This window comes from Kineococcus gurbantunggutensis (assembly GCF_050871925.1).
Classification (GTDB): Bacteria; Actinomycetota; Actinomycetes; order Actinomycetales; family Kineococcaceae; genus Kineococcus.
In genome coordinates this window covers 1-1,784 of record NZ_JBJLSG010000321.1, presented here as the reverse complement: position 1 = coordinate 1,784, position 1,784 = coordinate 1, and the positions used below count along the sequence as shown (strand labels likewise).

Genomic DNA, 1,784 nt, shown 5'->3' with positions numbered 1-1,784 from the left:
GCCGGGCACCGACCCGGCGCCCGCCGGGCACCCACGGGTCATCAGGCCTGCGCCGGTGCGCGGGGGAAGCGCAGCACCGCTGGAGTGTTCGCGGGTGGGGGCTCCAGTGCTCTTGTCCCTGCTGCTGTCCCTGCTGCTGTCCCTGCTGCTGTCTCCGCTTCCGGCGCGGTCCGCGGCGCTGGCAGCACGCCGGTGAGGGGGCGGGGCGGGCGCGTCGCAGCCTGCGCGGGTGTCGCTGCGGATCGCGAGCCGTCGTGGGGCATTGCGCTGAACGGGGGTGCTGTTGCTGCGTGCGGGTGCTCTTCAGCGCTGATCGCCCGGGTGTGGTTTCAGCCGCGGCGTCGTGGTGGCGATGGCGGTGGCGATGGCGATGGCTGTGCTCCGCTGTGCCGTGCAGGGGCAGGTGCCGCGCGCTGCACCGGAGGATGGGAGCTGCTGATGGCGTTCGAGGACCCGGCCGTGGCCGAGCACCGCCGCTCGGTCTGCGCCGCGCGCTACCTGCTGCTGCCTGCCGCCGCCAGGCAGCAGCTGGACGTCCTGGCGCGGTGCACCGGCGAGCTGCTGCAGGCTCCCGTCGCTGTGGTCAGCGCGGTCACGGACTGTGCCGTGCACCACCTCGGCCAGCACGGCGTGCGCGGCTGGGCTGCGCGCACCAGGGCCGTTCCGGTGGAGTTCTCCTTCTGCCCCGCCACCGTCAGCGCCGGTGGCACGCACGTGATCGTCGATGCCCGTGCCGATGAGGTGCACCGCGCCAACCCGCTCGTGGAGCGCTCGCAGATGATCAGCTACGCCGGTGTCGCGCTGCGCGACCGGAGCGGGCTGGTCATCGGCACGCACTGCGTCATCGACGCCTGCCCGCGCCGCTTCGGCGGGCACGAGCTGCGCCTGTTGCAGGAGGCCGCGCAGCAGGTGCAGCAGCTGCTGCACCGTTGGGCTCGCCCTGCGCGCGAGGCACCTTGGTGATCGGCACCTGTCGCGCCTGCTGTGCTGCGGCGGCGGCGAGGCCGTTACGCCAGCGCCACTGCCACCGCCTCGAACGCGCGTGACGCCGCGCGCCAGCGCCAGGTGGGGCACCACTGCAAACCGGGGTCTAGTAGCACGAGCTTGACCCGCCCGGTCCGGTCCGGCCCGGTCTGGCCTAGCCCGCCTGCCGCTGTAGCTGTTCCTGTGGCTGCCACCGTCGAGGCCGCTGCGCCCGCGGCGGTGAAGCAGGCGCGGTGAACGGGCAGCGCTCCTTCTGCACCAGCCCGGGCTGTCGCGCTGCCTGCCCACCGGCGCCGGCGTGAGCACCACGGCAGTGGGCGCCAGCCGGTGGGCGGTGGGCGCCGGCCGGTGGGCGGTGGGCGGTGGGCGCCGGCCGGTGGGCGTGGTGCCGGTGAGCATCACGCCGGTGAGCATCACGTCGGTGAGGTCGTGCCGCCGTCGGTGCGAACGGCCTGGGCGCTCAGGGTGATGCGCACGCGGTGAGCGTCGTAGAGCACCTCGACCTCCTCCAGGGGAGCGCCCTGCAGGCGCAGGGCGTGCTGCTGGGCGCGCTGGTGCAGGCGCTCGTGCGCCCTGGCCATGGCGGCGGCGGTGTCGGCTCGCCACTCGGCGTCCTTGACGATGGTGGTCAGCACGAGGTGCTCGGTGTCGCGGGTGCTGTTCACGGCGGGTGCCTTACAGCTCCTTTCACTATGACGTTGGGAGCTTGCGGTAGCAGATGAGCGCGCACGCCAGCTGCAGCAGGCTCAGGTGCAGATCGGCTCGCACCTCGTAGCGGATCCGCAACCGCTTGAACTGGT

Annotated in this window: 2 protein-coding genes and 1 pseudogene; 1 reads left to right on the top strand and 2 read right to left on the bottom strand. The window is 73.4% G+C overall.

What is annotated here, in order from left to right:
* The first annotated feature begins 321 nt into the window (after positions 1 to 321).
* Positions 322 to 963, top strand: a complete 642-nt coding sequence (locus ACRYR7_RS25435) for a GAF domain-containing protein (RefSeq protein WP_432575175.1) — start codon at positions 322 to 324, stop codon at positions 961 to 963.
* A 434-nt stretch (positions 964 to 1,397) separates the two neighbouring features.
* Here ACRYR7_RS25435 and ACRYR7_RS25430 read toward each other — a convergent pair whose 3' ends face one another.
* Together ACRYR7_RS25430 and ACRYR7_RS25425 are read right to left on the bottom strand one after the other, a co-directional pair.
* Positions 1,398 to 1,649 (bottom strand): hypothetical protein, encoded by a 252-nt coding sequence (locus ACRYR7_RS25430; RefSeq protein ID WP_432575173.1) that lies wholly within the window; start codon positions 1,647 to 1,649, stop codon positions 1,398 to 1,400.
* Positions 1,650 to 1,674: 25 nt separating this feature from the next.
* A pseudogene (locus ACRYR7_RS25425) lies at positions 1,675 to 1,784 on the bottom strand (IS5/IS1182 family transposase); the annotation flags it as partial.